Raw genomic sequence first — 23,783 nt, forward strand, 5'->3', positions numbered from 1 at the left:
AGATTGGGTTGAATCCTCATCGCGCTTTAGCTCTTTGTTTGAGCATGATCTCCGCGCAAACGCGTTCCGCGTTTGTCGCGAGGGAAAACCGCTTCACACTTTTCCGGATCACGCTCTAGGCCGCCGCCACGGCGTGACCGTGACGTCATGCGTTGCGTCGAGCATGTAAGGCGTGCCTGGGGTCATCCCGTGTGACGTCAGCACCTCGTGCGGCGTCCGTCTGGGCACATCGACGAAGCAGCCCTCTCCGCCGGGCAACTGCACATGGGGGGCTTCCGACAGCCAGAAGGTGTCGTAGCGGTCCATGAACATGTCGAACACCACGGGGCCGCCAATGATCGCGACCCGCCCCGAGGCGACATCGGCAAACGCGCAGGCCTCCGCGAAGCTCGAATAGTCCGGATTCCACAGCGTCGCGTTTGGCATCTCGGGATCGACGGTGAGGGCCTTGATCTTGCGGGTCAGGATCAGCCGCTTGCGCTTGGGCGAGTTCGGCTGCCCCTCGTGCGAGTTGCGGCCGTGCACGATCAGCGCGGCGCCATCGAGCGCCTGCTCGAAGAACAGCTTGTCGCCTTCGAACTTCAGACTGTTGGGCATGACATGGCTGGCGTCGGCAAGCATGCCGTCCGCCGAGACGATGACGTAGCCTTCGAAATGGAACGACAAATGACGACTATTCGGAAACGGTCGTCACCACGGAATTGACCGGGCGCGTGCTGACCGTCGGCAGCTTGACGTCCTTCATCAGCTCTTGGTCGTATTCGGGGAGCGAAGCGACCGGCGCCTTGGCGCGCATCGCCACGATCTTGTAGCCGCCGGCCTTGAGGCGGTTCAGAAGCTCGGGCAGCGCTTCCGCCGTGTGCTTCTGGAAGTCGTGCATCAGGATGATGCCCTTGCCCTTGTTCTCGAGCTTCTTCATCACGGTCTCGATCACCTTCTCGGGCTTCGAGGCCTTGAAGTCGAAGGAGTCGATGTCGCAGGAGAAGATCGCAACATTGCGGTTGCCGAGATAGGTGACCATCTCCGGCGGATGTTGCAGCGCCGGGAAGCGGAAGAACGCGGCCGGCGAGATGCCGCCGAGCGCCCATTTCACGGCGCTGATGCCCTTCTCGATCTCGTCCTTGCGCTGCGCTTCGTTCAGCTTCTTGTCGTTGAGGTTGGCGTGCGACCAGGTGTGGGTGCCGATGACGTGACCGGCCGCGTAGACCTGCTTCAGGATCTCCGGCTCGTAGGTGGCGTGCTTGCCGATCGAGAAGAAAATGCCGGTGGTGCATTGGTCGGCGAGCGCCTTCAGCACGGCAGGCGTGTTGCGCGGCCAGGGACCGTCGTCGAAGGTCAGGACGACCTCCTTGTCGCGCAGGAAGTCGAGCTCCTTGAAATGCTCGAAGCCGAAGCCGGGGCCGCCTGTCGTGTCGATCTCCACGGTGCGGGCGACGCCCAGCGCGTTCGGATTGTTGCAGGCGGCGCGCGCCGGCTGCGGCGCCTGTTGCGGCGGGGGCGGGAAGGCTGCGCTCGGTTGCGCAGCAGCTGCCGCGGGGGCAGCGGCTGCTGGAGCTGCGGCTGCGGCCGGTGCTGCTGCGGGCGCGGCCTGGGTGGCGGCTGCGGGTTTTGCGGCAGGGGTCTGCGACCATGCCGCGCCTGTCAGCGCAACAGACATCGCGCTTGCCAAAATCAGTTTTGCCGCCACACGCATGGTGTTGTCCTCGAGATTGATCCCGTTGGTCCGCCGTGGCTTTTCGCCTCCGGCCGAACCCTTCCTGCCCCTCACCATCTTAGCCTAGATGGTGCTCCATCGCCATTGCAACGGCTGTTTGGCGCTTCGCCGCAATTGTGCCCAACCGCGTTGCCGCCGGCCCATCAACTATCGGCCAATGCCCGGGCTATCGCGGTTTTGACGCGCGTGTCGGCCGGCTCCACGGCTGAAGGAAACACCTCGGCGATATAACCGTCGCGGCCGATCAGGTATTTGTGGAAGTTCCACTTCGGAACCTCCTTCGGCCGCGCCTCGGCCGCCCATTTGTAGAAGGGATGGGCCTTCGCCCCTGTCACGACCGCCTTAGCCGCAATCGGGAAGGTAACTCCGTATTGGTGGTGCGCGGTCTCCGAGATCTCGCTGGTGCCGCCAGGCTCCTGGCCGCCGAAATCATTGGAGGGCACGCCGATCACGGTAAGGCCGCGCGCGTGAAACTCGGTCCAAAGCTCCTGCAGCCCGGCATATTGTGGCGTGTAACCGCACAGCGAGGCCGTGTTGACGACCAGCAGCGGTTTACCGGTGAAGGCGGCGAGCCTGATGTCGTCACCGGACAAAGCGGGGAATGAAAAGGCGTAAGCCGGGATCCGGCTCATGCCGCCATCGGCCCGCACGCGCGTTGCCGATGTGGCTGCTGCGAGCAGCGCAGTGGTGATGACGGTTCTGCGGTTCAACATGGCGGTGTCCCACGGATGTGATCCGGGGCGGAGCTTACCCCGCCGTTGCGACTGGCCTGCTCAACACCGCGTTATCGCGACACAGGCTCAGTACAGGCGGACGATGAAGTCGGTGCCTTCGCCGGTCTCGCCCTGGTTGATGCCCTGGTCGGACACGATCACCGAGCCGCCGGTGGTGAGCATCTCGTTGATCTTCGCCATGGCGTCGGCCGGGATCGTGATGCGATCCAGTGCCTCGGCCGGGCTATCAGGCGTGATGACAGGCTTTGCGGCAACGGGGATCACGGCAGCGCCACGCTGCCGGCGCACCACGTGACCATCCTCGTCGCGCGCGGCGGCGCGGACGGCGACGGGCAGCGACACCACCGACCAATGCAGCGCATTCGAGTCGGACTTGTCGACCTCGGCCGTGAAGACATGGGTCCCGAGCGGCCGATCGCTTGCCGCGATCGTGACGGGCACATCGAACAGCGGCGCAAAGTTCTGCCGCACATAGAGCTTGGAGTCCTTGCGGCTGATGAACACCGCGATCTGACCGGTCCGCTTCGGCAGGTCCGGCTTCACGGAAGGCGCGGGATCGGCGACACGGGTCTGGTCTTTCTTCGCATCCGGCGAAGCAGCTTGCGCTGGTGCCGTTGCGGTCACAGGCGCGTCGGGCTTCTTCTCGGTCTCTGCCGTATCGGCCTTGACCGGCTCGGACTTGACGGGGTCCACAACCGCTTCCGCCTTCGGCGCCTCGACCTTCGCAGGCTCGGACTGTTCGGACTTTGCCGCCTCGACCTTGTCGGCCGGTTTCTCGTCCGACGTCGTCTTGGGAGCGTCCGCAACGTCAGTGGGCTTTGCTTCGGTGCTCGCCGCATCGGCGGGCTTGGCGGCGTCGTCCGTCTTCGAAACCGTCTCAGGCTGCTTGGCCGGCTCGGAGGCCTCGTCAGACTTGGGGTCGGTCTTGGCCGCTTCCTCGCGAACCGGTGCATTTCCGGTAGTCACATCCGACATCACGGTGTGGCCGACCGTCGAGCGCAGCTCGAGCACGCCGTCGGCGCTGGCGGTCTTCTCGAAAGATATGGTCTCGACAGGCTTCGCATCCGTGACCCTGGTGTCAGGCGCGCCCTTGTCCGCCTTGTCCGCCTTGTCGCCGACGCTCGTCGTCGGCTCGAGGCTTGCTGCGGGCTGCGGCGGGACGCGCAGCGAAGCGAGCATCGGGTGCGAGAAGCTTTGCGGCGTCATCTGGCCGGGCGAGACGATCACGCGCGCGCCCATCTTGGTCCAGTTCCACATCTTCACCGCGAACGCCATCGGCATGCGGATGCAGCCGTGCGAGGCCGGATAGCCCGGCAGCACGCCGGCATGCATGGCGACGCCGGACCAGGTGATCCGCTGCATGTACGGCATCGGCGCGCCGCTGTAGATGTTGGAGTGGTGGAATTTGTGCTTCTGGATGACGCTGAACACACCCATCGGCGTCGAGTGGCCCTTCATGCCGGTCGACACCGGCGACTCCGCGAACACGCCGTTGGAATCGTAGATCGTCACCTTCTGCCGCTCGATCGAGACGACGATGACGAGCGGGCCTTGCGGCTTGGCGCCGGTCTCTTTCTCGACGAGCGCCTCGTCCTTTTTCTTGGCCGCCGAGCCGCGCTTCTGCGGCTTCTGTCGCAGCTCCGCCGGATACCGCTGTTGCGGGGCGTAGTAGGACGCGCCCGAGTAGTCCGGATAATAATAGAACGCTGCTTCCGCCTGGCTCGCTGTTCCGATCGCACCCGCCGCCGCCAAAATCGCGACCTGCCACAGCCTTACCGGCGCGGCCGAAAAGGGGGACCCGTTCACGCTATTCATTCCTCGAATCCACAATCCAAATCAGATGTTAGTGTCGCAGAGGGGATACGCGTTCACCAGCATGGCGGTTCTGCCGTCCGCTACTTTTGTTCAAGACGTAACAAAAAAGCCTCACAGAGCGGTAAACGGCGGCCGTGCCCGCCTGCCGTCATCTTCCTGACGGGACCTTCCGTGCCTACATTGCTGGGACTTGTTACCGGAGAACTTCATGTCATCTCGTTTCCCCGGTCTTTCCGGCATCCGCTTGAAAGGCCTTGCTTTATTGCTCCTGGCTCTGGTCATCCCTCTGGCTTCCGCATCGGCCGCCGACGAGCCCGATCTGATCTTCCGCCGCTCCACCGTGTTCAAATGGATGAGCCCGAATGACAGGCTCGCGACCTATGGCCTCGACGACCCCGAGGTCGAGGGCGTGGCCTGTCATTTCACGGTGCCGGAGAAGGGGGGCTTCAAGGGCTGGCTGGGACTTGCCGAGGAGGTCTCGGACATCTCGCTCGCCTGCCGCCAGGTCGGCCCGATCAAGTTCAAGGACAAGATGGAGCAGGGCGACGACATGTTCCGCAGGCGCCGATCGCTCTTCTTCAAGAAGATGCAGATCGTGCGCGGCTGCGACGCCAAGCGCAATGTGCTGGTCTACATGGTCTATTCGGACAAGCTGATCGAGGGATCGCCGAAGAACTCGACCTCGACGGTGCCGATCATGCCGTGGGGACCGGCTGACGCAAACGTCCAGAAGTGTGGCGACTTCTTCACTCAGTGACGCACTTGCGTTCACTCAGTATTGTGATCGCGCTTCAACCGCGGTTTGACGAGGTGCGAGCCGCTCAGCCGCACGAACGCCTGGGGCGCGGCCTCGTAGCCGCGTCCTGATTGCAGCGCCATCGCGCCGGGGCGGTCGCCGGTCAGCCGATCGGCGCGGTCCGTAGGCTGCGCCGCGTCGCGCACCGTTGCGCGATCTTGCGCGATCATGATGGCCATCCCTCAACTATGTGCCCTGATAATGACGGGCCGTTCGGTTTCGAAGGCTTCGGTCGCGTCCGATCGATTCTGGGTTCATCGGCGGGACCGGCCCTCGTTTGCCGACCTCTTCAGCAGAAAACCGTAAAATGCATGTGAAGCGCTGACGTCGCCGAGATGACCGCTTCGCCTCGAGTGGTGTGGATGGTCGTTCTCATCGAGGTTCAAACCCTCAAGCGCCCCATCTGAAATGATTGATGTTTTCGGCAGATTGTTTCGTCGCGCCGCGGGCGACGAAACAATTCTGATCGGGAACGAAACCATTTTGGGCTTTGGGCGCATCACGGGAGAAACCGCTGATGGTTATCAGGGTGACAACGACGACGGCAGCACCGCCGGCCACGCAATTCGGAGACAAATCCATGCGCGCGCTCAGCTTCATCCTCGCTTTCGGTTTCGTGCTCGCCGGTTCCTCGCTCGCCGGAGCACCGGACGGCAATCTGCCCGGCATCGGGACTTTCCAGTACAGCGGCTCGCCGATCACCACCACGGCGCCGCAGCCGATCGTCCTTGCGACGCGCCTCTGATCCCCCAACGAGAAAATCAGCCCGCAAAGGCGCCATCATGTACCTTCGTTTCTGCGCCGCGGTGTTTTTGTCCCTTCTGACCATCAGCTCCGCTCAGGCTCAGGTGCGCTCACCGAGCCGGTTGCCGGATCCGCGCACGGAGTTCGTGAGGCAATGTGCGCCGCGCATGCTCGGGCGCTGGGAACATCCGGAAGAGGTCTGCGGCTGCCTGCATGATCATGCGGCTGCCGTCGTTGAGGATCGCGACCTGCGCGAGGCGCTGCTGCGCGGCATCAGCGAGACAGGCGTTCCCACGATCGAGACCGATTGGGTGCCGGCGGCAAAGCAAGGCGAGATCGGCGCGACCTTCACCAAGATCGCCAAGCCGACCTTGCAGTGCATGTTCGACCCGGCGAAGTCCTAAGGGTCTATTGTTTGAGCATGATCTCGTCGGAAAACCGCTTCACACTTTGCGCTAACGCGGCCCTTCGGGTCCGGATCATGCTCGTCACCTCGACTTCGGACCGAACCGCGGCACGCAGGATGCTGTCCGCGCGACGCCCTTGTCCGTCATCTTCGAGCCGCGCACTTCCTTGACCTGTCCGGCTGGGCAGGTCCCGTCATCCACCTGCACGCGCTGGCCGAGCTTGAGATCGACGATATCCTGTTCACGTCCAACCGTGGTCGCGTAGGCCGCAGGGGCAAGCGCGGAGGAGATCAGGAGCGCGACGCAGGCTGCGCGGCCGAGTGAGACGACAAGTGACATGATGAGAGATCCCGGAATCGATTCCGCGATGTTTAGCAGCAGGCTCTGATTTTGATAGTGAACCTTTGTCAGGCCCGCCGGGCCTGATGGCCCTTGGTGCGTAATCTGGCCCGCGCTTCCTTCGCGAGGCGTTCGGCGGCGGCGACGAGTTGTGGAACCGCATGCCCTGAAAATCCCAGCACGAAACCGGGCAGGGGCCGCGCCCGCGCATAGGTGTCGGCGAGCAGCCAACCTTCCGCGCCTGCGGCCTGCTTCGCCTCAGCTGCGACCGCGGGGGCAACCGATGGATCGAACCGCGCCACGAGATGAAGGCCCTGCGACGGCACCGGGACCGACAGCACACCATCTGACGCGGCTTCGAGCGTCTCGGCCAGCGCATCGCGTGCCTCACGATAAAGCTTTCGCACGCGCCTCAGATTCGCGGCGAATGCGCCTGAGTTAAGCATGTCGGCGACTGCGCCCTCCATCAGTGTGGCAGGAAAGCGATCGAGCGCGGCGCGCGCGGTCGTGACGTCTGCAATCAGGCGCTCGGGCAGAGCGCAATAGCCGATGCGCAGGCCCGGAAACAGCGTCTTGGCGAAGGTGCCCATGTAGATCACGCGCTGCAGATGATCGATGCCGGCAAGCGACATCAGCGGCGCGCCGTCGTAACGGAACTCGCTGTCGTAATCGTCCTCGAAAACAAAGGCGCCGGCCTGCTTCGCCCAGTCCAGCAGCTCAAGCCGCCGCGGCATCGACATCTGCACGCCCAGAGGAAACTGATGCGACGGCGTCACATAGGCCGCGCGTGCGTGTGGCGCGGTGGTGCTGCCCCTTGCGACTTGCATTCCGTGCGCGTCAACGGGAACGGGCACGGTGCGGTAACCGCACTGCGCGATGGTCTTGCGCGCGGTGGGATAGCCCGGGTCCTCGCACCAGACTTGATCGTTCGGTTTCAAGAGAGCGCCCAGCACGATGCGCAGCGTATGCAGCGTGCCAGAGGTGAGCATGATCTGGTCGGGGTCGCAGCGCAGCCCACGCGCCGATAGCAGATGATCGGCGATCGCGACGCGCAATTCGCGGCTGCCGCGCGGGTCGCCGTAATGCAGGTGTTCGCTGCCAAAGGCGCGCATCCGTCGGCCGACGAAGGCCCGAAAACGTTGCACCGCGCGCTCGTCGATATGGGTGCAGCCGAGCGAAAGTGCGCCTTGTTTCGGCGTTTCGACAGTCACCTTCGGCTTCCTGGTCGCGGCGGCGCGTGCCGGGATGCGTGTCGCCACGAACGTGCCGGAGCCGACGGTTGCTTGTGCGAATCCGTCGGCGATCAGGCGCTCGTAAGCCGTGACCACCGCGTTGCGTCGAAAGCCGGTCTGCTTCGCCAGCCTCCGCGAGGGCGGCAGCGGCTCGCCAGGTTTGACGAGACCAGAGACGATCATCTCGCACAGGGCCTGGTACAGCCGGTGTGCCGAGGACGCGCCGGCTGTGATGTGCGGGCCGGTGAGATCGAGCGGCAGCTCGGCTTTCCCGGGAGAATTGGTCGGAATTTTTCGCATGGAATTGGCACTATCGCAGACCAAATGCGACGCTACAACTAGCTTGGAAGTGTTCCCGATGCGACAGGAGCGGCCGTGAGCCAGATCGAAAGCCAAAAGTCCTATCAAGCGTCCTATCCGACGTCAGCGCGCAACCAGGTGAAGCGCCGGCACGACCGCGGCTTCTACGATCACGCCACCGTTCACCGCATTCTGGATTCCTCGATGATGTGCCACGTCTCCTACGTGATCGACGGCCAGCCCTATTGCACGCCGACCTTCTTCTGGCGCGAGGGGACCAAGCTCTACTGGCACGGCTCGAGTGCCAGCCGCATGTTGCGCAACCAGGCCAAAGGTGAGCGCGTGTGCCTGACGGTCGCCCATCTCGACAGCCTTGTGCTGGCGCGCTGCGGCTTCAATCACTCCGCCGATTACCGCGCAGTGATGGCGTTTGGCACCGCCTATCTCGTCACCGATCCCGTGGAGAAGGAGCGCGCGGTGGTCGCGATGGTCGACCGCTTCTTCCCGGATCGCACCGCGAGCCTGCGCGCCAGCAATGTCCAGGAGATCAAGGCGACCTCCTTCATCGCGATGGAGATCGAGGAGGCCTCTGCAAAAGTCCGCGCCAAGGGTGTCGCCGACGACGATGAGGACTATGAATTGCCGATCTATGCCGAGCGCATTCCGGTCCGCACCGTTCTTGGGGCGCCGGAACCATGCCCGCGGCTGCTCGATGGCGTCAGCCGGCCCGCGACGCTGAATGTCTATTCCGAGGGCCGCCTGCTCGAAGATGCATTGCGGGATGCATATTTTGTGGAGTACCCGAACGGCTGAAATCGGCTAGCTTGCGCGCACCCTCGATCAATGGATGCCCGGAGTTGCCTTATGAACGCCGAAACGCAACAGAGGATTCTTGACGCCGTCGACGCCGGCTTCGAAACCCAGCTTGCGACCACTAGCGATTTCGTCGCGATCCCTTCGACCCGCGGGGCGGAGGGGCCGTGCCAGGACATGATCGGCGACCTCCTGCGGGCGCGCGGCTACGAGGTCGACGACTGGCACATCAATGTCGATGACTTGAAAGACCTCCGTGGCTTCGGGCCGATCGAGCACGATTTCTCGAGGGCGCGCACGGTGGTCGGTACCTATCGGCCGGCGACGGAAGCGGGCAAATCGCTGATCCTCCAGGGTCACTGCGACGTGGTGCCTGCGGGCCCTCTGGAACTGTGGGACACGCCGCCGTTCTCGCCCGTCATCAAGGACGGCAAGTTGTTCGGCCGCGGCGCCTGCGACATGAAGTCGGGCACGATCGGCGCACTCTATGCGCTCGATGCGATCAAGGCGGCCGGTCTGAAGCCGACCGCGCGCATTCATTTCCAGTCAGTGATCGAGGAGGAGAGCACTGGCGTCGGCGCACTCTCGACGCTTCAGCGCGGCTATCGCGCCGACGCCTGCTTCATCCCCGAGCCGACCAGTGGCAAAATGGTGCGCTCGCAGGTTGGCGTGATCTGGTTTCGCCTGCGCGTGAAGGGCCATCCCGTCCACGTCGCGCATGCGGGCTCGGGCGCCAACGCGATCATGGCGGCGTATCACCTGATCCAGGCGGTGCAGAAGCTCGAGATCGAATGGAACGAGCGTGCCAAGGCCGACCGTCACTTCAAGACGCTCAACCATCCCATCAATTTCAACCCCGGCATCATCAAGGGCGGCGACTGGGCTTCCAGCGTCCCGGCCTGGTGCGACGTCGATTGCCGCATCGCTGTCCTGCCGGGCTGGTCGATCGCCGATCACCAGAAGGAAATTCTGGCGTGCATCGCCGCGGCCTCGCGCAACCACCGCTTCCTCGCCAACAATCCGCCTGATGTGGAATGGTCCGGCTTCCTGTCGGAAGGCTATGAGCTGACCGATTCCGCCGCGCCGGAAGCGGCCTTCGGCAAGGCCTTCAACAAGGTCTATGGCGGCGCGGTCGAGGACCTCGTCTTCACCGCACTCACTGACACCCGCTTCTACGGCCTCAACCACGGCATCCCCAGCCTGTGCTTCGGCGCCAGCGGCGGCGAGATGCACGGCTTCAACGAATTTGTCGATCTGGAGTCGTTGAAGAAGGCGACCAAGGCGATGGCGCTGTTCATCGCGGAATGGTGTGGGGTGGAGAAGGCGTAGCGGTCGGTCCAACGACGGTGCCGTAGGGAGGGCAAGGGCGCACTTGCGCCGTGCCCACGAGCTTTCTCGGTTTCAACGAAGCCATGGTCGGCACGCTTTCGCTTTGTGGCGCCAATTGCCCGAAACAACGGCCTCGCCAATTCCTTTAAGCTTAAAATAAAGACTAGGATGCCGCCCTGACCGGTGGCAGACTGGGGTTCGCTGAACGAGTCCTCGGGAGTCACGATGCGCGATTGGGATGATGCTTATGCCAACTCGGCCCATATCCCGGGCTCGGACAAGATACCGGCGCAATGGGCGGAGCGGGCGGCGGCCTACCGGGCGGGGCTGAAGCATTTTCGCGCCGACGTCGCCTATGGCTCCGGTGAGCGTCAGAGCTTTGATCTGATCCTGCCCGATGGCGACAGCAAGGGTCTCGTCGTGTTCGTGCACGGCGGCTACTGGATGCGCTTTGACAAATCGGCCTGGACGGACCTCGCCGAAGGCGCGCGGCATCACGGCTGGACGGTTTGCTTGCCGAGTTACACGCTGACACCGACTGCCCGCATTTCCGACATCACTGCAGAGATCACCGCCGCGATTGCGAAAGCGGCCTCACTCGTCGCGGGGCCGATTCGGCTCGCCGGGCATTCGGCGGGCGGTCATCTCGTCACGCGCATGCTGTGCGACGACAGCCGGCTCGAGCCTTCAGTCTTCAACCGCATCGCCGGCACGCTTTCGATCAGCGGGCTGCACGATCTGCGGCCGCTTTTGAAGACGAAGATGAACGAGACGCTGCGCATGACCATGGAGGAGGCGGCGCTGGAGAGCGCGGCGCTGCATCTGCCGCGGGGCCATTCGCCCGTTACCGCCTGGGTCGGTGGCAGCGAGCGGCCGGAATTCATCCGCCAGTCCGATTTGCTGGCCAACGTCTGGACCGGCTTTGACGTACCGACACGCCTTGTCGTCGATCCCGGGCTCAACCATTTCACCGTGATCGACGCGCTGAAGGACCCGTCCTCGCAGATCACCGCGCGCCTGATCGGGCTCGACTAGCGGGCAGGGATGATCGACCGAAAGGACCTCTCATGACGTCCAGCGATTATGATCCCTCAAGCGAAGGCGCCGAGACGGATTTCGCCCGGCGCATGTCCTACGGCGACTATCTGTCGCTGGATGCGATCCTCGGCGCGCAGCACCCACTCTCGGAGGCGCATGACGAGATGCTGTTCATCATCCAGCATCAGACCACCGAGCTGTGGATGCGGCTCGCAATCCACGAGCTCAGCGCCGCGCGTCGTGCCATCGCCAAAGATGATGTGGCTCCTGCCATGAAGATGCTGGCGCGGATGTCGCGCATCTTCGAGCAGCTCAACAATGCCTGGGACGTGCTGCGGACGATGACCCCGAGCGAATACACCCGCTTCCGCTCCCAGCTCGGCCAGTCCTCGGGCTTCCAGTCGCGGCAGTACCGGCTGATCGAATATCTGCTCGGGAATCGCAACCACGCCATGCTGAAGCCGCACGCGCACGACGTGGAAACGACAAAACTGCTCGAGGCCGAGCTTGCGACGCCGAGCCTCTATGACGAGGTGCTGCGGCTTGCGAACCGCAACGGGCTCAAGATGCCGGCCGCTGTGCTGGCGCGCGATGTCCGTGAGACCCACAGCTTCAGCGAGGGCGTGCTTCACGCCTGGCGCGAGGTCTACCAGGCGCCGGAGACGCACTGGATGCTGTACGAGCTCGCCGAGAAGCTGGTCGATTTCGAGGATTATTTCCGGCGCTGGCGCTTCAACCATGTCACGACAGTCGAGCGCGTCATCGGCTTCAAGCGCGGCACCGGCGGCACCGGCGGCGTCAGCTACCTCAAGCGTATGCTGGAGGTCGAGCTGTTCCCTGAGCTCTGGCGCGTGCGCACGATTCTGTAGAGATGACCATGTCCAGGCTTCGCGTCTACGACGACACCAAAGCGCTGTTTCATCTGCCTGAGGGCGTGATCTATCTCGACGGCAATTCGCTCGGCGCGCTGCCGCTTGGCGTCGCCGAGCGCGTCAACCGTGTCATCGCCGCCGAGTGGGGCAATGAGCTGATCCGCGCCTGGAACACCGCAGGCTGGTATGCCCAGCCGCGCCATGTCGGCGATCGCATCGCCCGGCTGATCGGCGCGGAGGCGGGATCGGTGATGGTTGGCGATACGCTTTCGCTCAAGGTCTACCAGGCGCTCGCCGCCGCGCTCGACATGAACGCATCGCGCAAGGTGGTCCTGTCGGACACCGGCAATTTTCCGACCGATCTCTACATGGCTGAAGGCTTGATCGCGACGCTCGGGCGGGGTCATCAGCTGCGCCTGGTTGCTCCGGAGGAGATCGAGGCTTCGCTGTCGGAAGACGTCGCCGTCCTCTATATCACCGAGGTCGACTACCGCACCGGCCGTCGTCACGACATGGCGAAGCTGACCACGAAGGCGCATGCGCAGGGCATCGTTACAGTATGGGATCTCGCGCATTCGGCCGGCGCGCTGCCGGTCGATCTCGCCGGCTGTGGTGTCGATTTCGCCGCCGGGTGTACCTACAAATACATCAATGCTGGCCCCGGCGCGCCGGCGTTTCTCTATGTCGCGCCGCGTCATGCCGACGGCGCCCGTGCGGCTCTCTCCGGATGGATGGGCCACGCAAAGCCGTTTGCGTTTGAGCTTGGCTATGCGGCCGCCGGCGGCGTCGAGCGCATGCGTGTCGGGACACCGCCGGTGCTGGCGATGGCGGCGCTGGAGGCTTCGCTCGATATCTGGGATCGGGTCGACCTCAAGGAGGTCCGCGCCCGCTCGCTGGCGCTTGGCGATCTCCTGATCGCGGAAGTCGAGCGCCGTTGTCCATCTCTGAGGCTCGTGACCCCGCGCGTTCACGAGCGTCGTGGTTCGCAAGTCTCGTTCGCCTTCGAGGGCGGCTATGCCGCGATGCAGGCTGTGATCGCTCGCGGCCTTATCGGCGATTTCCGTGCGCCCGACATCATGAGGTTCGGAATGACGCCGCTGTACATCGGCGAGAGCGAGATCATGCGGGCGGCCGAAATTATCGAGGAGGTGATCGCGGGGGAAGTGTGGCGGCGGCCGGAATATCAGGTCGTCAACGCAGTGACCTGAGAACGGGGCGGTCTCCACGGTGGAGCGCCGGCGTCACGGCGGCCATTACCCCGGACGTCATTGCTTTGCCGCGCGAACCAATTCACGTTGAGACAACAAGGAATTGGGAGGAGTTCTGATGACGCCGCTCGAAAAACTTAAAGCGATGAAAATGCCGTTCGCCGAGTTCAAGGGCGTCGAATTCGTCGAAGCGGGGAAGGATCGCGTCGTCGCCCGGATGACGGTGAGGCCCGATCTCTGCACCCTGAATCACACTATCCATGGCGGCGCCGTGATGGCGCTCGCCGATTCCGTCGGTGCTGCCGCGACCGTGATCAACCTGCCAGAGGATGCCAAGGGCACGACGACGCTGGAGAGCAAGACCAACTTCATTGGCGGCGCCAGGGAGGGGGCCACCGTGATCGCGACCGCGACCCCGGTTCACCGGGGGCGCCGGACCCAGGTCTGGACCACTCGGCTGGAGACCGAGGACGGCAAGCTGGTCGCTGTGGTGACCCAGACGCAGCTGGTCCTGTAAGACTACGGGGCCTTGATTTTATTAACGAATTGGTCGCTCCAATGCCGGAAACTTGAGCAGGTTCCCGTCTTGAAAATTTTGCTGCGACGCACAATATTGGGGGCCTAGGGATTCGAACGCCTCCTCGAGGGACACCAAGAGGAGTTTTGACGTGACACTTGATGAGACTGTTCGCGCGACGTCCGTTCCGGGCTATGTGCGAACCCTGAGCCAGCAGGAAGAGTTGCCGCTGTTGCGCGACCACTTGCTCAGGCTTGATGCCGAAAGCCGGCACGACCGCTTCAACGGTTTTCTCGACGACAGTTTTATCGAGCGCTACGCGGCGCGCTGCGCGGATGACGGCACCGTGATCGTTGCCTACATCGTCGACGGCGTGGTCCGTGGCGCGGCCGAGCTGCATCCGCCGGAGGGCGATTCGCTGCCCGAAGTCGCTTTCAGCGTGGAGGCCTCCGCCCGCCGCCAGAACGTCGGCACCGTGCTGTTCAGCCGCCTGATCGCGGAAGCGCGATGGAAGGGTTACAAGAGCCTGCGCATCACCACGGGCGCGGAGAATCACGCCATGCGTGCGCTCGCCAGGAAGTTCGGCGCGAACCTGCAATTCCGCCATGGCGAATCCACCGGCACGATCGACCTGACCAAGACGCCAGAGGACGAGCTTGCCGATCTCGCCTCGGCGCCGTTCAAGGCCGGCCGCGCGCTACTCAGCTTCAACTCGACTTGCTGGAAGCTGATCTCGAGCATGTACCCCAATCGCGCGGCCTGAAATCAAAAGGCCTGAATCAAAAAAGCGGATCGGCTAAGGCCGGTCCGCTTTTTGATTGAAGCGAGGAAATGAGGGCTCAGGTGCCGGTGCGCTTGTCGTTGCCGAAGCGACGAACGACGCGGCGTTCAACCACAACCGAGCGCTGTGCGCCCTGTTCGCCAGCGATCACGCGTGTCGCGGTGATGCGGCTGTTGGTGCGGGCCTGCTTCTTCACCTCAGCCTGAACCACGTCGAGCGGCATGCCCATCAGCGAGGCAGCGATCTCGGCCTGCTGCTCCTGGTCGTCGGTAATGCCGACAGCGGCGAAGATCGCCTCGTCCAGGGTGGGCGGATCGTGGCGCACGCGCCGCGTGCCATATTTGGTATTCCAGTCTGCGCTCATAACGGCCTCGTTTTGATGCCGGGATACCTAGTGCCGGGAATGTTGCATTGCAATATGAAATCCGTGTGGCATCTCAGCTATGCACCGGTCGGGTGTCATGACGGTGACGGGGCACCGATCTCGGGGCGTTGCTGCGGCCAGCGCTTCAGCGCCGCATGTCCTGCCTGCGTCAGTCCGTAGATTCCCCGGTCGGCGCGCTCGAACCAGCCATACACATTGTTAAGCAAGATCTTGCCGGCATCGGGACAGCGCTCCCGCAGCTCGCGTATCCGCCGCGGGCCCGCCGCGAGCTCGGATGCGCAGGCCAGCGCCTGCTGCCGGTAGGCCGTCATGATCGGCGCGCGGGTGCTGCCCCCGAGCACCGGATCGCCCTGGCGGCGCTGATGTTCGGCAACCAACCGCGAGCGCGTCTTCGGCTCGCGGCGCGGTGCGGCCGTAGGCGGCTTCACCAGCACCTCGACCTGGCCCTTGTCGGTTACCCCGAGCATACCGAAGCCGAGACGGCGACACAGATTGCGATAGCGCGCATCGCTCTCGCGGCCCTTGCCGCGCGCCGATATTTTGGCCGCGATCCAGATCTCGTCGCCCGCCGGTGCGCGATCGACCGCTTGCAGGATCAGTTCGAGATTGAAGGCGAGCTTGAGCTCGCCGATCACCACCACAGGCGGATCGCCGGCGCTCAGGCCCACGAGGTCGCAGCCACGGATCTCGCCCTTCACGTCGAAGCCGAGGCCTTCGAGGAATCGTTTGACGGGGAGGTAGAGCGCGGTTTCCAAGGCGGTGTCCGATCGGAGAATCAGTTACCGGCAGTTTAGCCCGGATCGGACTCGCACTGACCCGGCCAAGCCAGCTATATCCCCGCGCGGGGAACAGGGCGCTTGCATATGACGATCAGGAACGGGCTTTATCACATCCGGATCGAGTTCCTGGATAGTGTCCAGGGCGGCAATCAGGGTGTCATGGTGCTGCGCGACGGCACCATGCGCGGCGGCGACTCGTTTTTCTTCGCCTATGGCAGCTACACCTGCGCCGACGGCAAGTGGAAGGGCGAGCTGACCAATGAGGAGCATTCGCCCACATTCGATGAGCGTCCAGTGTGGGGCCGCAAGGTCGTGACCATCGGCTTCAGCGGCACCTATACCGACGAGACTGCCTATGGCGAGGGTATTGCGCTCGCGGGCAAGCAGAGCATCCGCTTCAAGGGCAATCTGCGGCTGCTGGTGCCGGATTGAGTTCTCTCATTGTACAAGACGGTCATAGTCGGCATGCGAGCCGATCCAGAACCAGACGTAATCCCCATTGGCTTCGACGGCCAGGGCGCGATAGCGCAATCCGACTCGGGCAGACCAATATCGTCCGACGCGCTTGAATTGGAGCGAGGGGTGATTGGGATCGCTCTTCAATAGCCTGAAATTGGCGTCAGCCAGCCGTTGAACGTTGGCTGGCAAAGCCTCGTAAGACTTCCAGAATCTCGGCGATGCCGCGTGTTTCACAAGTCGCGGGTTTGGCCGGCGCGATACGCGCTCAACGCTTCCTCGGCAAAAGCATCTAGCTTGCCCGCTTTGGCGTCTTGCTCCAGGGCCTGATCAAAGCGGTGCGCATCGAACTGCTCAAACCATGCGCGGAACTGCGCCAATTCTCTTGGCGTCAGTTGCTCAATCGCCCGCTCGATATCCTCGGTCGTCATGGTTCCAAGATAGCAATATTAGGGGCCGACGAAAAGGCTACACACGTCCGCTCACCGGAATGAGCGCACCGGTGACGCCGCTCGCGGCGTCGCTGACGAGGAACAGGATCACCTCGGCAAGCTCCTGCGGCGTCACCCATTTGGCGAAGTCCGCTTTCGGCATATCGGCGCGGTTGGCCTTGGTGTCGATGGTCGACGGCAGCACGGCATTCACCGTGACCTTGCCCTTCCATTCGTTGGCCAGCGCCTCGGTGAGGCGGTGCACGCCCGCCTTCGATGCCGCGTAAGGCCCCATGCCGGAGCCGGCCTGGAGCGCACCCATGGCGCCGATATTGACGATGCGGCCGGCCTTCGAGGCGGCGAGGTGCGGCAGCGCCGCATGCGAAGTGTTGAGGGCCGTCAGCAGATTCAGCGCATGCATGCGCTGCCACGTCTTGATGTCGCCGTCGCCGACCTTCTCGAAGGCAAACCCGCCGGCGATGTTGATCAATGCGTCCAGTCTGCCGAAATGCTTCGCGGCAGCCTCGACCGCTGTCTTCGCCTGCGCTGCGTCAGAGAGGTCGACGCCGCCGATCTCGATGCGCTCGGTCGTTGCCGGCATCTGAGAGGGCGCATAATCGATGCCGGCGACCCGCGCACCGCGCGACAGCGCGATATCGGCGACCACCTTGCCAAGCGCGCCGAGCGCGCCGGTCACGACGACGATTTTTCCCTGCACGGTCCTCTCCCTCGTCTCAGATCGCGCCGACTATTGCGCGAGGCCGGTTGGAGTTGCAATGGCGCCCGCATCAGGGCTGGGCTATAAATGCAACTTTAGATCGTTTGAGGAGATTGTTTCATGCCCGATCCTTTTCCGCCCATCGAATTTCCCTCCGAGATCGTCGACCTGAAATATCCCCTGATGCGGCTCCGGCAAGCCTTCGACGGAAAGGGCGTGGTGCGGATCGTGGCCATCGGGTCGTCGTCGACGGCCGGACGAACCGATGTCGTGCCTTATCCCTATCGCCTCGAGATGTATCTGCGGCAATACGTCAAGGACGTCCTCCATCGGACCGATATCCGGATTGACGTGCTCAACCGCGGTATTGGCGGACAAGAGGCAAATGAGGAGCTCGGGCGGTTCGAGACAGATATTTTCCCCGATGATCCCGAGCTGGTGATCTGGCAGGTGGGGACGAACGCGGTCTTTCACAACGACCAATACGACGTTGACGTCGTTGCCGGGAACATCAGGAAGGGGCTCGCGCAATTGCGTGCCCGCGGTTTCGAGGTCGTGGTGATGGACCCGCAATATACGACGAAGATGCTGTGGGATGATCGCGCCGACCTGTCGGACAGAATGGTCCGGTTGATCCGCGAAGCTGCCAATGACGCCGGCGTTAGTCTGTTTCAGCGCTGGGCCCTGATGCGGCATTGGCACGTGCAGAACAACGTGTCGTTTGAGCAATTGATCGACGTGACCGATCCCGACAAGCTGCACCAGAGCGACTGGAGCACCATGCAGGTCTCACTCGCTCTCAAGGACGTCATCGTCAAAGCTGCGGGGCTGACGGCGTGAGAGGGGCGCTGCCGGATCACGCTTGCAGATAACGCTCCTTCAGCGCGGTGCGCTCGGCCGCGCCAAGCTTGAGGCCGTCGCGCAAGTAGGTTTCGACATCGCCATAGTCGCGGCTGACGGCATCGAACGCGGCCGCGAGATAAGAGGCGTTGACCGAGCCGATCGCGTCGAGGACGTCGTCGGGCAGATCGGAGACGCTCGATGTGTCACGCCTGTAGTGGCGGTTGGTCAGCAGATAATCCTCGGCAATGACGTCGTCGGGCACGCCCAGCGCATGCAGGATCAGGGCGCTGGCAAAGCCGGTGCGGTCCTTGCCGGCGGTGCAGTGGATCACGAGCGGGGCGCGGTCCTCCAGCAGATGGCCGAACAGCATTCGGAAGCTATTCGTGTTGTGGCGGACATAGTTGCGATAGGACTCGCGCATGAGTTCGAGCGCGACCGGTCCGGTCAGCGCCCCCCTGGCGAGCTCGGCGCGCAACGAAGCTACCACCGTCGGCTCGATCGGCAGCGAATGCACGGCGATCTCGTTGATGACGCACGCGCCGGCTGCGCGCTCCTCGACGCCGCGGAAGTCGAAGGCGCTCTTGACGCCGAGCGCACGGACGATCTCGATGTCTGCCGCGGTGAGCTGGCCAAGATGATTGGAGCGGAAGATGTGGCGCCAGCGCGTGGTGCGGCCGTCCAATGTGGCGTAGCCGCCGAGATCGCGAAAATTACTGGCGCCCTGCAAGGCGAGGTGGCGGGCAGGGGAGTCTGACATCGGAGCTGCTTTTGTTATGTTGTCGACGGATCATTAGAGGGGGCGATCATGAGCCGGCACAAGGCTGTTGTTTGGGGGACCATCATGCTGGCCGCTGGAATTTCCGGCGCGCGGCAGGCCGACGCGCAGACGTTCCGGACCTATCGCTGCGCCGATGGTACGCAGTTCATCGTGGCGTTTTATGACGGCGACAATCGCGCCTTCCTCCAGATCGACGGCGAGCCAGTGACGCTTGGCAAGCGATTGGCCGTTTCTGGCGCGCGCTATTCGGGGGCGGGTATCACGTTGAAGATCGACAAGACCGGGGTCACCACGGTCAAGCATTTGAAAAGGCCGGTCACGGCCTGCGCGGTGATTGAAAAGCCCGCCCTCTAAACGAACGTCCGGCCAGAATCAAAAAGGGTCGAAACGTCGTTGTTTCGACCCTTTTTCAAACTCCCGTCGGGCACTCGAAAGAGCGCGGCGGTCTCAATCCAGGCACTGGCATTAGCGTTCCCATTTGGGCTTTGCTTCGTCGACCGCGTCCTGATGGTACCAGCTATCGCTGCAGATCGAGGCGTTCGTGGGAAGGGACGCGTGATCGGCAGGAAGGCGGGTCTCGCCATAGCGGTGCCCCGCGAGAGCCGCGCGGCCCCCGACAGGGAATTGGTAGATCTTCGCTGATCCGTGACTTAGACCATTGTTCATCATTGCGATTGCTCCTTGGTCGAAGCGCCTTGGCCTCCATGGTGCGCTCGACTCGTTCTGATGTGGTTACTGGAATCCCCATATCGGCCTCGCACTCCCAAAAGCAAAGTGCTGAAAACGAAATCAGTTTCCGCCTAATTCTTGGGCAGGTGGCCATCTGCACCCCCTAAGGCATCGGGTCGATGACTAACGTCTGGGCCATTCCAAAGGTTGCTAGGCAGGCGCAGGCCGCTTTTCGAAAGTTGCCGGACGTTGATGCGCGTTTGATCGGCAACCTCAGGCAGGGACCTGCCTGCTCCAGAATCGGGCGTTTTCCGCGGGATTTTTGCAGTGCAGCTTCACGAGAAGGTGCGCTTCTATGACGCACGCCGGTGTGGACCGTTTAGGTCGGGCGGCCAGTTGCGGCGGCGGTGGAAAACCTGCCGAACTGCGGCCTTTTGGCACGCAAAATGCTTGTAAGGGGCCGGCCGATGATGGCCGGGTACAAACGTGCGGGGCTCTCAACCCCACCTTTCGCATCATCTACAGAGAGGCTCAATGACCAAGTATAAGCTCGAGTACATCTGGCTCGACGGATATACGCCGACTCCGAACTTGCGCGGCAAAACCCAGATCAAGGAATTTTCGTCGTTCCCGACCCTCGAGCAGCTTCCGCTGTGGGGCTTCGACGGCTCCTCGACCCAGCAAGCTGAAGGCCACAGCTCCGATTGCGTGCTGAAGCCGGTCGCCGTCTTCCCGGACGGTGCGCGCACCAACGGTGTGCTGGTGATGTGCGAAGTCATGATGCCAGACGGCAAGACCCCGCATCCGTCCAACAAGCGCGCCACCATTCTTGACGACGCCGGCGCCTGGTTCGGCTTCGAGCAGGAATACTTCTTCTACAAGGACGGCCGTCCGCTGGGCTTCCCGGAATACGGCTATCCGGCGCCGCAGGGTCCGTACTACACGGGCGTCGGCTACAAGTTCGTCGGCGACGTCGCTCGCAAGATCGTCGAGGAGCATCTCGACCTCTGCCTGGCGGCGGGCATCAACCATGAAGGCATCAACGCGGAAGTCGCGAAGGGCCAGTGGGAATTCCAGATTTTCGGCAAGGGCTCCAAAAAGGCCGCCGACGAAATGTGGATGGCCCGCTACCTGATGTTGCGCCTGACCGAGAAGTACGGCATCGACATCGAGTTCCACTGCAAGCCGCTCGGCGACACCGACTGGAACGGCTCGGGCATGCACGCCAACTTCTCCACCGAGTACATGCGTACGGTCGGCGGCAAGGAGTACTTCGAGGCGCTGATGGCCGCCTTCGACAAGAACTTGATGGACCACATCGCCGTCTACGGCCCGGACAACGACAAGCGTCTGACCGGCAAGCACGAGACCGCGCCGTGGAACAAGTTCAGCTACGGCGTGGCTGATCGTGGTGCCTCGATCCGCGTTCCCCACTCCTTCGTCAATAACGGCTACAAGGGCTATCTGGAAGACCGCCGCCCGAACTCGCAGGGCGACCCATACCAGATCGCTTCGCAGATCCTGAAGACGATCTCGTCCGTGCCGGTCGACAAGAAGGCCGTCGCCTAAGATCGTCCCGGCCCGGGGCAGGGGGCTGGCCCGGGTTGTCTTTCGATCCGCCGGAGCTGCAAGGCTCCGGCGGATTTTTGCGTTCCGAGTACAGCGCTTGTTGTGGGTCTCGCATCCATGCCGGGGTGAAGCCTGTCCATGTCAGCCGAAACCGGGCTAGACTAGTCGTCAGGATGCGCGCGGAGCCGGGGACACGGCTGGTGTTTGAAGGCTTCTACAAGGTACGATTTCAGCTCGGCGACACCGTCGGCCGGAGCGTGATGCATGCCGGCAATGGCAAGATGCTCGGCGGCAATTCGGCGTTTGCCCATATCGGCACCTACGAGAAGACCGAAGGCGGCGTCGACATCGTTATCAACACCGTCCGCCACAACCCCGATCCGAACTACCGCGCCATGGCCGGCACCGATGATGCGACGCTGATCGCGAAAGGATTTGCGGACGGCGATCTCTACCGCTTCAAGGGCGAGTTGAAAGAGCTGCCCGGCGTGCCCTTCCAGTCGGTGATGACACCGATCACGGAGGAGGAGGTGCCGATCGCCGGCGGGGTTGGCGAGGCCAGCATCACCGATGGCCTCTACTCTGTTCACCTGCGCATGCTCGACGGCGTCGACGGCGGGCTCACCGGCGTGATGCTGCTCAACCGGGGCCGCATCCTCGGCGGCGATGCCTCGTTCTATTACCTCGGCAGCTACACCGCCGCGAACGGCCGCTGGAAGGGGCAGATCCTCAACCAGGAGCACACCCCGGCCAAGCACGATCCGATCTTTGGCGGCCACGAGGTCGGCATCGGCTTTGCCGGCACGTATGATGGCGATCAGGCGATGCTGGAAGCGACTGCACTGGCCGGCAAGCGCAGCCTGCGCCTGACTGCCACGCTCAGGCTGATGCATCGCGCCTGATCGCACCCGGGAAGTCACATGGAAAATGTTCGCATGCTCGCGACGCTCGGCCTGATGGGCGCGATGCGCAGCCTGTCCGCCGCGTTCGAGACGGCAACGGGCATTCACGTCGATGCCGACTTCGCCCCGACCCTGGCGCTGCTCAAGCGCCTGCGCGCCGGCGAGGCGGCCGATCTCGTCATTCTCACACGCGAAGGCCTCGACGAAATGATCGGCGAGGGCCGGGTGATCGCGGACAGCGCAGCCGATCTCGCGCGCTCCTATGTCGGTCTCGCCGTGCGGGCCGGGCAGCCGCACCCCGATATCTCGAGCGAAGCCACGCTGCGCAAGGCGCTGCTCGCGGCGCGATCCGTCGCCTATTCGCGTCTCGGTGCGAGCGGCGTGTACTTCGCACAGCTGATCGTGCGGATGGGCATCGCGGCCGAGATTAACGCCAGGGCCACCATCGTCGAGCAGGGTTTTACGGCGGAGCGGCTCGTCAGCGGCGAGGCTGACCTCGCCGTGCAGCAGATCAGCGAGTTGAAGCAGGTCGATGGCATCAAGGTGATCGGCCCGGTCCCCCACGATCTTCAGATTCCGGCGGTGTTCTCTGCCGGTCGCATGACGAATGCGAAGCAGGCCGAAGCCGCGGACCGGCTGCTGCGCTATCTGGCATCGCCCGAGGTCGTGCCTGTGCTGCGTCAGTCGGGGCTCGAGCCTTGAATTTGCCGGCACGCGGACGCAACGTGATGGCCATGCGGACTTATCTCTTGGCCATCCTCTTCGCTCTTGCCGTGCCGGTCGCCGCGCATGCGCAATCGGCCGATCTCGTGCTGTGCGACCGTGTTGCCGCCGATCCCAGCGACCCGGACAAGCCGGCCGACGTGAAGGGCGTGCCTGAGATCGCTGCCGCCGACATCACGACCGCCATCAAATTCTGCAAGCAGGCAGCAAGCACGTCGCGCCGCGCGATGTTTGCGCTCGGCCGCGCCTATGCCGCCAACCGGCAGACGGCGGAAGCGCTCGCCGCCTGGCGCAAGGCGGCCGACAAGGGCTCCAGCGCTGCGATGGTCGAGCTCGGTGTCGCCTATGGCACCGGCTCCGGTGTCGCCAAGGACGAGGCGCAAGCGCGAAAGCTGTTCGAGAAGGCGGCGCAATCAGGCAATCCGCGCGGCGTCTCCAACCTCGCAGCGCTCGGCAGCGCCGGTGGCGGGGCGCCGGCCGATCCGGCGCAGGCGCGCACCCTGCTCGGCAAGGCGGCCGAGACCAATGCGGAGGCGCAGTACCAGCTCGGCCTGATGCTCGCGAATGGCAATGGCGGCGAGAAGGATGACGTCGCGGCGCGCGCGCTGTTCGAGAAGGCGGCGGCGCAAAACCATCCCGGCGCGCTGGAGCGGATGGGCGCCTTCGCGCAGGAGGGCCGCGGCGGGCCCAAGGACAAGGACGCTGCAAAGGCCTATTACGAGCGTGCCGCAGCGCTCGGCGACGAGGACGCCAAGAAGGCGCTGGAGCGGCTGCGTTGCCCCTATGCGATCAAGGACAAGCAGGGCAAGCTCGTCACCACGCTGTGCTTCTAGAGCTCGCTCGACAACGCTTTGGCGCGCGACCCTTGATCAAGCGCAAGGCCCTTCGGAT

General features: G+C 63.6%; 32 protein-coding genes. 17 read left to right on the top strand and 15 right to left on the bottom strand.

Going from position 1 to position 23,783, the window contains the following annotated elements:
* Positions 1-108: 108 nt before the first annotated feature.
* From XI06_RS11980 to XI06_RS11995, 4 genes are all read right to left on the bottom strand, one after another.
* Complete coding sequence (locus XI06_RS11980; protein ID WP_271605370.1) at positions 109-666, bottom strand: dihydrofolate reductase; 558 nt, start codon at positions 664-666, stop codon at positions 109-111.
* A gap of 7 nt (positions 667-673) precedes the next feature.
* The gene (locus tag XI06_RS11985; protein ID WP_237858240.1) at positions 674-1,693 is read right to left on the bottom strand and encodes a polysaccharide deacetylase family protein; all 1,020 of its coding nucleotides are present in this window, start codon (positions 1,691-1,693) and stop codon (positions 674-676) included.
* A 164-nt stretch (positions 1,694-1,857) separates the two neighbouring features.
* Positions 1,858-2,427, bottom strand: a complete 570-nt coding sequence (locus tag XI06_RS11990) for a glutathione peroxidase (protein WP_271605371.1) — start codon at positions 2,425-2,427, stop codon at positions 1,858-1,860.
* An 87-nt stretch (positions 2,428-2,514) separates the two neighbouring features.
* On the bottom strand, positions 2,515-4,263 hold the full coding sequence (locus tag XI06_RS11995) for a L,D-transpeptidase (protein ID WP_271605372.1): 1,749 nt from the start codon (positions 4,261-4,263) through the stop codon (positions 2,515-2,517).
* A gap of 208 nt (positions 4,264-4,471) precedes the next feature.
* On the opposite strand from XI06_RS11995, the gene XI06_RS12000 reads away from it, so the two are divergent.
* The gene (locus XI06_RS12000) at positions 4,472-5,020 is read left to right on the top strand and encodes a CreA family protein (RefSeq protein ID WP_237858236.1); all 549 of its coding nucleotides are present in this window, start codon (positions 4,472-4,474) and stop codon (positions 5,018-5,020) included.
* An 11-nt stretch (positions 5,021-5,031) separates the two neighbouring features.
* On the opposite strand, the gene XI06_RS12005 is transcribed toward XI06_RS12000, so the two are convergent.
* A complete protein-coding gene (locus XI06_RS12005; RefSeq protein WP_271605373.1) occupies positions 5,032-5,229 on the bottom strand; it encodes a hypothetical protein in 198 nt (65 codons plus the stop codon).
* 220 nt (positions 5,230-5,449) lie between these two features.
* Positions 5,450-5,641, bottom strand: a complete 192-nt coding sequence (locus XI06_RS12010) for a hypothetical protein (protein WP_271605374.1) — start codon at positions 5,639-5,641, stop codon at positions 5,450-5,452.
* Here XI06_RS12010 and XI06_RS12015 point away from each other — a divergent pair.
* Positions 5,640-5,804 carry a hypothetical protein gene (locus XI06_RS12015; protein ID WP_237869340.1) on the top strand — a complete coding sequence of 55 codons (165 nt, stop codon included), beginning with the start codon at positions 5,640-5,642 and terminating at the stop codon, positions 5,802-5,804. The two genes, XI06_RS12010 and XI06_RS12015, sit on opposite strands and share 2 nt — an antisense overlap.
* A gap of 37 nt (positions 5,805-5,841) precedes the next feature.
* Positions 5,842-6,207 (top strand): hypothetical protein, encoded by a 366-nt coding sequence (locus XI06_RS12020; RefSeq protein ID WP_237858230.1) that lies wholly within the window; start codon positions 5,842-5,844, stop codon positions 6,205-6,207.
* Between the two features lie 84 nt (positions 6,208-6,291).
* Here the strand turns inward: XI06_RS12020 and XI06_RS12025 are convergent, their stop codons facing one another.
* A complete protein-coding gene (locus tag XI06_RS12025; RefSeq protein ID WP_237858229.1) occupies positions 6,292-6,549 on the bottom strand; it encodes a DUF6719 family protein in 258 nt (85 codons plus the stop codon).
* 68 nt (positions 6,550-6,617) lie between these two features.
* Positions 6,618-8,081 carry a MocR-like pyridoxine biosynthesis transcription factor PdxR gene (pdxR, locus tag XI06_RS12030; RefSeq protein ID WP_271605375.1) on the bottom strand — a complete coding sequence of 488 codons (1,464 nt, stop codon included), beginning with the start codon at positions 8,079-8,081 and terminating at the stop codon, positions 6,618-6,620.
* A gap of 84 nt (positions 8,082-8,165) precedes the next feature.
* On the opposite strand from pdxR, the gene XI06_RS12035 reads away from it, so the two are divergent.
* The 7 genes from XI06_RS12035 (at position 8,166) to XI06_RS12065 (ending at position 14,621) form a co-directional block, all read left to right on the top strand.
* Positions 8,166-8,894 (top strand): pyridoxamine 5'-phosphate oxidase family protein, encoded by a 729-nt coding sequence (locus XI06_RS12035; RefSeq protein ID WP_237859388.1) that lies wholly within the window; start codon positions 8,166-8,168, stop codon positions 8,892-8,894.
* Positions 8,895-8,945: 51 nt separating this feature from the next.
* On the top strand, positions 8,946-10,223 hold the full coding sequence (locus XI06_RS12040; protein ID WP_271605376.1) for an ArgE/DapE family deacylase: 1,278 nt from the start codon (positions 8,946-8,948) through the stop codon (positions 10,221-10,223).
* Between the two features lie 225 nt (positions 10,224-10,448).
* Positions 10,449-11,258, top strand: coding sequence for an alpha/beta hydrolase (locus XI06_RS12045; protein ID WP_271605377.1), 810 nt, complete (start codon positions 10,449-10,451; stop codon positions 11,256-11,258).
* Positions 11,259-11,290: 32 nt separating this feature from the next.
* The gene (gene kynA / locus XI06_RS12050; RefSeq protein ID WP_237869331.1) at positions 11,291-12,130 is read left to right on the top strand and encodes a tryptophan 2,3-dioxygenase; all 840 of its coding nucleotides are present in this window, start codon (positions 11,291-11,293) and stop codon (positions 12,128-12,130) included.
* 8 nt (positions 12,131-12,138) lie between these two features.
* Positions 12,139-13,341 (top strand): kynureninase, encoded by a 1,203-nt coding sequence (kynU, locus tag XI06_RS12055; RefSeq protein WP_271605378.1) that lies wholly within the window; start codon positions 12,139-12,141, stop codon positions 13,339-13,341.
* 118 nt (positions 13,342-13,459) lie between these two features.
* The gene (locus XI06_RS12060; RefSeq protein WP_271605379.1) at positions 13,460-13,858 is read left to right on the top strand and encodes a PaaI family thioesterase; all 399 of its coding nucleotides are present in this window, start codon (positions 13,460-13,462) and stop codon (positions 13,856-13,858) included.
* Between the two features lie 151 nt (positions 13,859-14,009).
* Positions 14,010-14,621 carry a GNAT family N-acetyltransferase gene (locus XI06_RS12065; RefSeq protein WP_237891239.1) on the top strand — a complete coding sequence of 204 codons (612 nt, stop codon included), beginning with the start codon at positions 14,010-14,012 and terminating at the stop codon, positions 14,619-14,621.
* Positions 14,622-14,697: 76 nt separating this feature from the next.
* On the opposite strand, the gene XI06_RS12070 is transcribed toward XI06_RS12065, so the two are convergent.
* Together XI06_RS12070 and XI06_RS12075 are read right to left on the bottom strand one after the other, a co-directional pair.
* On the bottom strand, positions 14,698-15,003 hold the full coding sequence (locus tag XI06_RS12070) for a hypothetical protein (protein WP_148779049.1): 306 nt from the start codon (positions 15,001-15,003) through the stop codon (positions 14,698-14,700).
* Between the two features lie 95 nt (positions 15,004-15,098).
* Positions 15,099-15,779 (bottom strand): DUF2161 domain-containing phosphodiesterase, encoded by a 681-nt coding sequence (locus tag XI06_RS12075; RefSeq protein WP_237858217.1) that lies wholly within the window; start codon positions 15,777-15,779, stop codon positions 15,099-15,101.
* A 108-nt stretch (positions 15,780-15,887) separates the two neighbouring features.
* Between XI06_RS12075 and XI06_RS12080 the strand changes: the two genes are divergently transcribed.
* Positions 15,888-16,235, top strand: a complete 348-nt coding sequence (locus XI06_RS12080) for a GrlR family regulatory protein (protein ID WP_271605380.1) — start codon at positions 15,888-15,890, stop codon at positions 16,233-16,235.
* 6 nt (positions 16,236-16,241) lie between these two features.
* Here the strand turns inward: XI06_RS12080 and XI06_RS12085 are convergent, their stop codons facing one another.
* Genes XI06_RS12085 through XI06_RS12095 form a run of 3 tightly spaced genes read right to left on the bottom strand, consistent with a single transcriptional unit; the run spans position 16,242 to position 17,408 of the window.
* Positions 16,242-16,496: a ParE family toxin-like protein gene (locus XI06_RS12085; protein ID WP_237858214.1), complete on the bottom strand. Its 255-nt coding sequence runs from the start codon at positions 16,494-16,496 to the stop codon at positions 16,242-16,244.
* Positions 16,493-16,690: a hypothetical protein gene (locus XI06_RS12090; protein WP_237858213.1), complete on the bottom strand. Its 198-nt coding sequence runs from the start codon at positions 16,688-16,690 to the stop codon at positions 16,493-16,495. The genes XI06_RS12085 and XI06_RS12090 overlap by 4 nt, the downstream gene beginning before the upstream one ends.
* Positions 16,691-16,727: 37 nt before the next feature.
* Positions 16,728-17,408 (bottom strand): SDR family oxidoreductase, encoded by a 681-nt coding sequence (locus XI06_RS12095; protein ID WP_271605381.1) that lies wholly within the window; start codon positions 17,406-17,408, stop codon positions 16,728-16,730.
* Positions 17,409-17,528: 120 nt separating this feature from the next.
* On the opposite strand from XI06_RS12095, the gene XI06_RS12100 reads away from it, so the two are divergent.
* The gene (locus tag XI06_RS12100) at positions 17,529-18,248 is read left to right on the top strand and encodes an SGNH/GDSL hydrolase family protein (protein WP_271605382.1); all 720 of its coding nucleotides are present in this window, start codon (positions 17,529-17,531) and stop codon (positions 18,246-18,248) included.
* 16 nt (positions 18,249-18,264) lie between these two features.
* Here the strand turns inward: XI06_RS12100 and XI06_RS12105 are convergent, their stop codons facing one another.
* Positions 18,265-19,008, bottom strand: a complete 744-nt coding sequence (locus XI06_RS12105) for a tyrosine-protein phosphatase (protein ID WP_237869324.1) — start codon at positions 19,006-19,008, stop codon at positions 18,265-18,267.
* A 48-nt stretch (positions 19,009-19,056) separates the two neighbouring features.
* Between XI06_RS12105 and XI06_RS12110 the strand changes: the two genes are divergently transcribed.
* Complete coding sequence (locus XI06_RS12110; protein ID WP_237858209.1) at positions 19,057-19,383, top strand: MliC family protein; 327 nt, start codon at positions 19,057-19,059, stop codon at positions 19,381-19,383.
* A gap of 111 nt (positions 19,384-19,494) precedes the next feature.
* On the opposite strand, the gene XI06_RS12115 is transcribed toward XI06_RS12110, so the two are convergent.
* The gene (locus XI06_RS12115) at positions 19,495-19,698 is read right to left on the bottom strand and encodes a DUF2735 domain-containing protein (protein WP_237858208.1); all 204 of its coding nucleotides are present in this window, start codon (positions 19,696-19,698) and stop codon (positions 19,495-19,497) included.
* A gap of 534 nt (positions 19,699-20,232) precedes the next feature.
* Between XI06_RS12115 and XI06_RS12120 the strand changes: the two genes are divergently transcribed.
* The 4 genes from XI06_RS12120 to XI06_RS12135 all read left to right on the top strand — a co-directional run bounded on the left by XI06_RS12120 (position 20,233) and on the right by XI06_RS12135 (position 23,725).
* Entirely contained in the window at positions 20,233-21,267 is a 1,035-nt protein-coding gene (locus tag XI06_RS12120; protein ID WP_237858206.1) for a glutamine synthetase beta-grasp domain-containing protein, read from the top strand.
* A gap of 200 nt (positions 21,268-21,467) precedes the next feature.
* The gene (locus XI06_RS12125) at positions 21,468-22,169 is read left to right on the top strand and encodes a GrlR family regulatory protein (protein WP_271605383.1); all 702 of its coding nucleotides are present in this window, start codon (positions 21,468-21,470) and stop codon (positions 22,167-22,169) included.
* A gap of 18 nt (positions 22,170-22,187) precedes the next feature.
* On the top strand, positions 22,188-22,871 hold the full coding sequence (locus XI06_RS12130; protein WP_271605384.1) for a substrate-binding domain-containing protein: 684 nt from the start codon (positions 22,188-22,190) through the stop codon (positions 22,869-22,871).
* Between the two features lie 32 nt (positions 22,872-22,903).
* Entirely contained in the window at positions 22,904-23,725 is an 822-nt protein-coding gene (locus XI06_RS12135; protein WP_271605462.1) for a tetratricopeptide repeat protein, read from the top strand.
* The last annotated feature ends 58 nt before the right edge of the window (positions 23,726-23,783 follow it).

Origin of the sequence: Bradyrhizobium sp. CCBAU 11434 (assembly GCF_028128895.1) — a bacterium.
In the GTDB taxonomy this organism is placed as follows: Bacteria; Pseudomonadota; Alphaproteobacteria; order Rhizobiales; family Xanthobacteraceae; genus Bradyrhizobium; species Bradyrhizobium zhengyangense.